The 8,975-nt window shown below is 66.1% G+C and carries 7 protein-coding genes and 1 pseudogene; 6 read left to right on the top strand and 2 right to left on the bottom strand.

What is annotated here, in order from left to right; all coding sequences use genetic code 11:
* Together P3W85_RS10755 and P3W85_RS10750 are read right to left on the bottom strand one after the other, a co-directional pair.
* Positions 1 to 820 (bottom strand): annotated as a pseudogene (locus P3W85_RS10755) (PD-(D/E)XK nuclease family protein); the annotation flags it as partial.
* A gap of 163 nt (positions 821 to 983) precedes the next feature.
* Positions 984 to 1,250, bottom strand: a complete 267-nt coding sequence (locus P3W85_RS10750) for a hypothetical protein (protein WP_276264774.1) — start codon at positions 1,248 to 1,250, stop codon at positions 984 to 986.
* A gap of 664 nt (positions 1,251 to 1,914) precedes the next feature.
* Between P3W85_RS10750 and trxA the strand changes: the two genes are divergently transcribed.
* From trxA to P3W85_RS10720, 6 genes are all read left to right on the top strand, one after another.
* Positions 1,915 to 2,241: a thioredoxin TrxA gene (gene trxA, locus P3W85_RS10745; RefSeq protein WP_010814265.1), complete on the top strand. Its 327-nt coding sequence runs from the start codon at positions 1,915 to 1,917 to the stop codon at positions 2,239 to 2,241.
* Between the two features lie 190 nt (positions 2,242 to 2,431).
* Positions 2,432 to 3,694, top strand: coding sequence for a transcription termination factor Rho (rho, locus tag P3W85_RS10740; RefSeq protein WP_029043590.1), 1,263 nt, complete (start codon positions 2,432 to 2,434; stop codon positions 3,692 to 3,694).
* Between the two features lie 156 nt (positions 3,695 to 3,850).
* Entirely contained in the window at positions 3,851 to 4,702 is an 852-nt protein-coding gene (locus tag P3W85_RS10735) for a M90 family metallopeptidase (protein ID WP_017225512.1), read from the top strand.
* Between the two features lie 252 nt (positions 4,703 to 4,954).
* Complete coding sequence (locus P3W85_RS10730) at positions 4,955 to 5,218, top strand: type B 50S ribosomal protein L31 (protein ID WP_017225511.1); 264 nt, start codon at positions 4,955 to 4,957, stop codon at positions 5,216 to 5,218.
* 272 nt (positions 5,219 to 5,490) lie between these two features.
* On the top strand, positions 5,491 to 7,275 hold the full coding sequence (locus P3W85_RS10725; RefSeq protein ID WP_017225510.1) for an ArnT family glycosyltransferase: 1,785 nt from the start codon (positions 5,491 to 5,493) through the stop codon (positions 7,273 to 7,275).
* A gap of 102 nt (positions 7,276 to 7,377) precedes the next feature.
* A complete protein-coding gene (locus P3W85_RS10720) occupies positions 7,378 to 8,730 on the top strand; it encodes an MATE family efflux transporter (RefSeq protein ID WP_276264773.1) in 1,353 nt (450 codons plus the stop codon).
* Positions 8,731 to 8,975 lie beyond the last annotated feature (245 nt).

Here is an 8,975-nt window from a genome sequence, read left to right as displayed (position 1 = left end):
GGGCCAGCAGGGTGTCGTACCAGTCGTTCTCCCCTGCCCCTGCATCATCGGCGCCGGCTTCGAGCCCGCTGCCTTCGCCTTGCGCCGGCTGCGCCGACCAGTCATAGCCAATGCGGATCACCGGCACGAGTTCGGCGGCCTGTTTCAGGAAGGCGTCCTCGATCGGCGCGGGCGGCGTGGGCCCGAGCCAGATGACCGGGCCGTCCAGGTGCTGCGCCAGCCGGTGCAGGGCGCGGCGGCGCGCCGGCAGCGGATCGTCGGGGCCCGACAGGGCCTGCCAGAAGGCCATCACGATGCGCGCTTCCTCACCGAGAAAACGCGACGACAGATGCGCGTAGGTCCGTTCCAGCGCGCCCTGCAGCAGCGCCGCGCGGTCGTCGCCATCGACGTCTTCGTCGCGAATGGCGTCGTCGTCGAGCCAGCGCGCGCTCAGTTCGTCGCTGATGGTCAGCAGCGTCTGCGCCAGCCCCCAGGCCGCGGCTTCGGTCTGCGCGCCGAACGCGCGCCGCAGCCAGTCCTGCGCGCGGATGGCCTGCTGCACCGCCAGCAGACGCGCGGCATGGCTGCGCACCGGCACCGCATCGGGCGGCAGGTCGAGCAGCCAGTGGCCGAGCGTGAGGACGCGCGGCAGCAAGCGCGGCGCGCCGGCCGCGCGCGCGGCGGCATCGAGCGCCTGGCGCACGCCGGGAATCTGCGCCGCGGTGGGCACGACCACGTGCGCGGCGGCTTGCTGGTCCCCGCAACGATCGAGGAAATACCAGGCCGCGGCGGCGGCCTGCGGCAGGAAGTCGGGGCCGGGACGAAAATGCAGCGTGGTCATGAAACGAGAGTGGCGGCCGGATCGGATGTCATGGCACGTGGAGCGCCCCGGCCGGTAGCGCGCGGCGCTGGCCGGCGCCTGGGCGCCGGGTGCCAGGGCACCGGAACGCCTGGCGCCGCGCAGGCAAAACGGAAAAAGCGCGGGAAAACCCGCGGGGTTGCCCTCAGTGGCCGCCGCCCTCGAGGCGGGAGCGAATCTCGCGCGCGGTCTCCAGCAAGCCCTGGTACCCCGAACGGGCATGCTCGGGCAGGTCGGGATCGCCGATCAGCGCGCCCAGCGTTTCGATGATGCTGTAGAGCAGCCCCCGGGCCGCGCCGCCGGCAATGCTGTTCTGCTCGACCGCGCTATTGATGTGGGCCAGCGCGTCGCTCAGGTGCTCCACCTCGGGCGGCTGTTGCGGATCGGGCTTGGAAGGGGTGTCGGACGTCATGGTCGATAGCCTTGTATGTTGCGCGGAAAGGCGCCGGACCGAGGTCTGGCGCAGGCTTCTATTCTACGCGTCCCGGCGCGCGCAGCGACGGCTGCGCCGCACCGGTGCGGCCAGCGGCTTCCGGGCACGCGACCCGCCGCGGCAGGGCTGCGCGCCCCCGCCCAATCCGGACGGCATTGCCGCCAGGGGTGGGCCGCGGGGGAGCGGGATGGCCTGGCCGCCTCCATCCCATAGCGTGGGGCAGCGCCAGGGTGGTGCCCCCCATCGTGGGGGTGACTTTGCGCCGCCAAGTGCGGCGTAAATCATACGTATCGGCCTTGCGGCACTTTTCTCGGGCGCCGGCGATTGAAAAAAGCTCTTGCCCCGATTAATACAATGATTCCACCGGGCCGGTTTTCCCGGGCAAAATGCACCAATGCACAGCGGGCCTGGCTGGATTCCACCAACGCATGCGGCGGACGCAACGTGCGGTTGACGCGCAAGGTATTGAATTCCCGTCAACTGGTAACATATCGGCAGTATCCGCCTTTTGCGGCTGTCCCTTTGCGGGCTCGCCCGCGCCGGGCAGGGCGCCCGCCTACGGGTATGCGCAAACTCGTGTAATGTAGCGGTTCGGCAAATCCCGCCTTCAAATTTAACAGAGCGAAACCAGAGGTTTTCCGCCATGAGTGAACAAATCAAGTATGTGAGCGACGCCTCCTTTGACGCTGACGTGCTCCAATCAGACAAGCCCGTCCTGCTGGACTTCTGGGCCGAATGGTGCGGTCCTTGCAAGATGATCGCCCCGATCCTTGACGAAGTGGCCAAGGACTACGGCGACAAGCTGCAGATCGCCAAGATCAACGTCGACGAGAACCAGCAAGTGCCGGCCAAGTTCGGCATCCGCGGCATCCCCACGCTGATCCTGTTCAAGAACGGCGCGGTTGCGGCGCAAAAAGTCGGTGCGCTGTCCAAGTCGCAACTGACCGCTTTCCTCGACGGCAATCTGTAAGTCGATTGACCGGGGCGCCGCGCCATCAGGCGCCAGCCCCGGTGTAGCCACAATCCGACGTGCGTGCGCCTGCGCTGGCGCACCGGCCGGATTGTGCTAAGATGGCACCAACAACTTCCCCGAGCGTTCGCTCATTTCTTCCCCCTTCCTTTAGGTCCAGCCCGTCCGGGCGCCTCTGTACCCCTCGTCTATGCACCTGACAGAACTCAAATCGCTTCACGTGTCTGCGCTTCTCGAAATGGCCGCGACCCTCGAGATCGACAACGCACAACGGATGCGCAAACAGGAGCTGATGTTTGCGATCCTGAAGAAGCGCGCCAAGCTGGGCGAAACCATCTTTGGAGACGGCACCCTGGAAGTCCTGCCGGACGGCTTCGGCTTCCTGCGTTCGCCGGAAACCTCCTACCTGGCAAGCACGGACGACATCTACATCAGCCCTTCGCAAATCCGCCGCTTCAACCTGCATACCGGCGACACCATCGAAGGCGAGGTACGGACCCCCAAGGACGGCGAGCGTTATTTCGCACTGGTGAAGGTGGACAAGGTCAACGGCCAGGCGCCCGAAGCGGTGAAGAACCGCATCATGTTCGAGAACCTGACGCCGCTGCACCCGAACCGGCCGCTCACGCTCGAACGCGAAATCCGCGCCGAGGAAAACATCACCGGCCGCATCATCGACATGATCGCGCCGATTGGCCGCGGCCAGCGCGCCCTGCTGGTGGCATCGCCCAAGTCCGGCAAGACCGTGATGCTGCAGCATATCGCGCACGCGATTGCCAACAACCATCCGGAAGCCGACCTGTTCGTGCTGCTGATCGACGAGCGCCCGGAAGAAGTGACCGAAATGCTGCGCTCGGTGCGCGGCGAGGTGGTGGCGTCGACCTTCGACGAACCTGCCATCCGCCACGTGCAGGTCGCCGAAATGGTGATCGAAAAGGCCAAGCGCCTGGTCGAACTCAAGCGTGACGTGGTGATCCTGCTGGACTCGATCACCCGCCTGGCACGCGCCTACAACACGGTGGTGCCGGCCTCGGGCAAGGTGCTGACCGGTGGCGTGGACGCCAACGCGCTGCAACGCCCGAAGCGTTTCTTCGGCGCCGCGCGCAACCTGGAAGAAGGCGGCTCGCTGACCATCATCGCCACTGCACTGATCGAAACCGGCAGCCGCATGGACGACGTGATCTACGAAGAGTTCAAGGGCACCGGCAATATGGAAGTGCACCTGGAACGCCGCCTGGCGGAAAAGCGCGTCTATCCGTCGATCAACCTGAACAAGTCCGGCACGCGCCGCGAGGAATTGCTGATCAAGCCGGAAATCCTGCAGAAGGTCTGGGTGCTGCGCAAGTTCATCTCGGACATGGACGAAGTACAGGCCATGGAATTCATTCTCGACAAGATGAAGGCGACCAAGAACAACGCCGAGTTTTTCGATATGATGCGCAGAGGCGGCTGATCCTTCGCGGTACCGCGCGCGGGTTTTGAGCGCGGGTATGGCAAAAGAAGGGCGTGCCTCGGCGCGCCCTTTTTGCTTTGCGCGGCCGGCTTGCCGGTACGCCGCATTCCTGGCCTGGCACGCGCGCCGTCTCGATGCCATACCTGCAGGAGCCTCATGTTCGGCCGACTGAGCCACTTCCTGCGCGCGCGATCGCGCGTGCGCAAACTCGAGCACTACGCGATTCCCGACGCGCTGTGGGAACACACGATGGCGGCCCTGCCGTTCGTGCAGCGATACAGCCAGGCCGATCTCGCCGCGCTGCGCGAGCTCGCCACGCTGTTTATCGCCGAGAAGGAATACTCCACGGCGCACGATCTGCCGCTCACCGACGACATGGTCACCATCGTGGCGGTGCAGGCCTGCGTGCCCATCCTCAAGCTCGGCATCGAGTGGTACCGGGGCTGGCGCGGCATTGTCCTCTATCCCGGTGAATTCGTGATCCGCCGCACGGTCGAGGACGACATCGGACTGGTGCATGGCGTGGTCGAGGAAGCCAGCGGCGAAGCCTGGGAGCATGGTCCGGTCATCCTTTCCTGGCCCGATGCGCAGACCCCGGGCGGCGGACTCAATGCGCGCCACGCCCACCCCGACGACGCCTACAACGTGGTCATCCATGAGTTCGCCCACAAGCTGGACATGCTCGACGGCGAGCCTGATGGCGTACCGCCCTTCTCCCGCGTGCTCCACCCGGGCGTCGATCGCGAACAGTGGGCGGAAACCCTGCTGAGCGAATACGACCGCTTTGCCGAAGCCTGCGATGCGCAATCGGACCATGCCTGGGATCATCCCGAACGGCTGCCGCCGGCGCTGCGGGTGATCGATCCTTACGGCAGCGAGGCCCCGAGCGAATTCTTTGCAGTGGCCTCGGAGACGTTCTTCGTCGAACCGGTGGGCTTGCGCAAATATTGGCCCGTGCTTTATGCCGCCCTGGTCACGTTTTACCGGCAGGATCCCGCGTCGATGTGACCGAAGATCGATATTTCGCCGCGCCGCAGCGTCTCGTGACCGCCACACGCAAATCTTGCCCAGCTTTTTGTTTTTCTGCGATAATCCCGGATTGTCCGTTATCGGCAAGTGGTTCGTTCGCCGCAACACTGCCGGCGCATTCGGCGCAAGCAGCGCATCCCGTTTTTTGCGCTTTCTGTTGCGCTTTGTGCCATCCTGGCAGCGGCAGCGCGGCAAGCAGCGGACTGGCTACCCAACCTGAAAGGAAAGACCATGAAAGAAGGCATTCACCCGAATTATCGCGAAGTCGTGTTCCTCGACGTATCGAACGACTTCAGCTTTGTGACCCGCTCGACCATCCAGACGCGCGACACCATCACCCGCGACGGCAAGGAATATCCCCTGGCCAAGATCGAAGTCTCGTCGGAATCGCACCCGTTCTACACCGGCACCCAGAAGATCATGGACACGGCCGGCCGCGTCGAGAAGTTCCGCCAGAAGTTCGGCAGCAAGCTGGGCAAGGCCGCCGCGAAGTAATTCGCGCCGCGAGCCCGCTCGCTGCACGGCCTCGGACGATGCTCCGACGCCGCGCACCCAAGCAAAGAGGCAGCATCGGCTGCCTCTTTGCTTTTGCAGTCTTCGCGCATGCGATGCCATCGCATGGCACGCGCCAGGCGCACTTTGTCCGGCCTCTTCGCGTACCCTGCCCCTATCGCCGGCACGCCGCGCGGGGATGGCGGACGCAGCAGATGCAACGGACGTAGTCAACCGGAGGCGCCCGACCCGGCCGCCCCCCAGCCCACCGATCAATGAGCGCAGCCAAGACCTCCCGAGTTCACCTGACCGCAGCCGCCACCGGCACGCTCCCCCGCGCGCTGCTGCTGGCCATCTGCATCATCTACGGCCTGGCCGGCCTGTTCGGCCGCGATCCGTGGAAGAACGAGGACGCAGCCGGCTTCGGCGTGATGTGGCAACTGGCTACCGGAGGCCCGCAGGACTGGCTGATGCCGAACATCGTGGGCCGCCCCTATGGAGACGACGGCCCGCTGGTGTTCTGGGTGGGCGCCACCATGATCCGCCTGTTCGGCGGCTGGCTCGGCGCGCCGGACGCATCGCGCCTGGCCACCGCCCTTTTCTATTTCGGCACCTGCGCCCTGATCTGGTACGCCACCTATCTGCTGGGCCGGCGCGCCGAGGTACAGCCTTTTGCCTATGTGTTCGGGGGCCAGCCCAATGCCCGCGACTACGGCCGCACGCTTGCTGACGGGGCGCTGCTGATCTTCCTCGCCTGCGTGGGCCTGGCCATGCGCGGCCACGAAACCACGCCGCAGGTCGGCCAGGTTTCCTTCATCGCCATGAGCCTGTATGGCATGGTGCGCAGCCTGGACAAGCCGATTCAGGGCGGTCTCTGGCTCGGCCTCGGGCTGGGCGCGCTGACACTGTCCAGCGGCCCCGTCATACCACTGGTGCTGCTGGCATCGGTCGTAGTCTGCGGCTTCGCCTGCAAGCCCCTGCCCTTGCCGCGCCTGCTGGTGGTCAGCGTACCGCTGGCGCTCGCACTGGTGGCAGCCTGGATGGCGGCTGCCTATTTCGGCGCGACCGATCCCAACGATGCCGTCACCTTCATCCGCGAATGGTCGCGCTACGACCGCCGTACCTATGGCGCGCCGAATGCCATCGCGCTTAACTTCATCGCGCGCAACCTGCTGCTGTTTACCTGGCCGGTATGGCCGATCGCCTGCTGGGCCTGGCTGAGCTGGTCCGGCATGCGCCGCGCGCCGCATGTGGCGCTGCCGCTGGCGATGCTGATGCCGCCGCTGCTACTGCTCTTCCTGCTGCGCCAGCCCGGCGACGTGCAGTTCATCCTGCTGCTGCCGCCGATGGCAGTGCTGGCAGCCTTCGGCCTGCCCACGCTCACGCGCGCCGCCATCAATGCGATCGACTGGTTCGCCCTGCTCTTCTTCACCATCTTCGGCGGCTTCGTCTGGTTTATGTGGATCGCCAGGACGACGGGCCAGCCGCCGCGCATCGCTGCCAATATCTATCGCCTGCTGCCGGGCTTCCAGCAGGATTTCACCATCAGCGCGATCGTCTATGCGCTGCTGGTGACGGCGGCCTGGGTGCTGATCGTGCGCTGGCGCCTGTCGCGCGCGCCCAAGCAGATCTGGCGTCCGGTGGTGATCTCGGCGGCGGGCACCACGCTGATGTGGGTGCTGGCGATGACGCTCTGGATGCCATCGATCAACTACGGCAAGACCTATCGCGACGTGGCGCAGGCCGCTTCGATGGCACTGCCGGCCACTTACAACTGCGTGCAGCCGATCCGCATGGGCGATGCACAGCTGGCTTCGTTCGCCTATTTCGGCCATCTCCGCTTCGGCGGCCCGGCGGACGGGTGCGACATCCTGCTGCGCCATGACCCCGTCGACTACGGCGAACCCACCAGCATTTCGCACTTCGAGTGGCGCCTGATCTGGGAAGGCCGCCGCCCCTCGGACCGTGACGAACGCTTCCGCATGTATCGCCTGGTCGATATGTCGCGGGTTGCACCACCCAAGCCCAGCCTGCCCATCCGCCGGCTGCCGCGCCACTGACGGCTCTGCCCGGGCCGGCTGACCGGACCCGCCGCGAGCCACATGCTGGCACGCGCTGCCCGGCCAGTCCGGACCGCTTGCGTCGGCACTTCCGCTCCTTGCATGAACGCGCTACAGGATATCCGCCGCATCGCCACGCTGGCCGCCCCGGTGCTGGTCGGCCAGCTTGCCGTGATCGCCTTCGGGACCATCGACACCATCATGGCGGGGCGCGCCTCCGCCATCGACCTCGCCGCGGTCGGACTGGGCGGCTCGATCTATATCACCGTCTACATCAGCCTGATGGGCGTGCTGCAGGCGCTCGCCCCGATCGCCGGGCAGCTGCATGGCGCCGGCCGTAGCGCCGAGATCGGCGACGAAGTGCGGCAGGCCGCCTGGCTGGGGCTGGCACTGGCCGTGCCCGGCATGCTGTTGCTTGCGTTCCCCGGGCCGCTGCTGGCGTTCGCGCATGCACCGCCCGAACTGGTGGAAAAGGCATCGTACTACCTGCATATCCAGGCCTTCGGCCTGCCTGCGGCGCTGGGCTTCCGCATCTATTCGGCGCTGAACAATGCCCTGTCGCGCCCGGTGATGGTGACCGTGCTGCAACTGGTCGGGCTGGGCGTCAAGATTCCACTCAACGCCTGGTTCATCGGCGGCGGCTTTGGTCTGGCGCCGATGGGCGGTCCGGGCTGCGCGCTGGCCTCGACGCTGATCAGCTGGATCTGGTGCCTCTCGGGCATCCTGATCCTGCGCTACAACGCGGCCTACTATCCCCTACGGATATTCTCCCGCTGGGCCTGGCCGCGGGCACAGCCCATCCGCGCACTGTTGCGCCTTGGCGTGCCAATGGGGCTGACCTACCTGATCGAGATCACCTCGTTCACGCTGATGTCGATTTTCATCACGCGCATGGGCACCGTGGTGCTGGCGGGCCACCAGATCATCGCCAACCTGAGCGCGGTCGCCTATATGCTGCCGCTGTCGCTGGCGATCGCCACCTCGACCCTGGTGGCCCAATCCATCGGCGCGCGCGACCCGGCCGCGGCGCGGCGCATTGCGTGGCGGGGCATCTGCCTGGCGGCAATGCTTGCGGTGCTGGCCGGTGTCCTGCTCTGGCTGCTGCGGGGCCCGCTGCTGCATGCCTATGCCAAAGATCCAGATGTGGTTGCGGCGGCACTGCCCCTGATCGTGTTCATTGCCTTCTACCAGGCCTTCGACGCGGTCCAGGTGATGACGGCCTTTATCTTGCGCGCCTACAAGATCGCCCTGGTGCCGACCTTGATCTACGCGCTGTCGCTGTGGGGCGTGGGGCTGGGGGGCGGCTACGTACTCGGATTCGGCCTGATCGGCTCCCTGCCCGCTTTCACACGGGGCGCCGGCGGCTTCTGGCTCGCCAATAGTGTCAGCCTGGCGCTCGCCGGCTCGCTGCTGGTGCGCTACTTCGTCGGCATCAGCCGCCGCCAGGCGAGCTGATGCGGCGGCGCCATGGCAAGTGGCGCACGAATTATATTGGGCAGGACCGGCGGCACGCCGGGCAGATACGCGGCCGACTCGGGCGGCAGCGATAGTGGCCGCGCCGGACCGAAAGCCGGAGTTTGCAAAATGGCCGCATCCTCACCGGTAGTGCTGGCGCGCCGAATGGACCGGAATTATCGGGGAGGATCCTGGCGAATGCCGGATCCATAAAAGAAAAACCCGCATGGGATTAACCATGCGGG

The sequence above is a fragment of the Cupriavidus basilensis genome (assembly GCF_029335485.1).
Classification (GTDB): domain Bacteria; phylum Pseudomonadota; class Gammaproteobacteria; order Burkholderiales; family Burkholderiaceae; genus Cupriavidus; species Cupriavidus basilensis_E.
The sequence above is the reverse complement of the archived record's forward strand: the minus strand, read 5'-3'. Positions and strand labels throughout refer to the sequence as shown.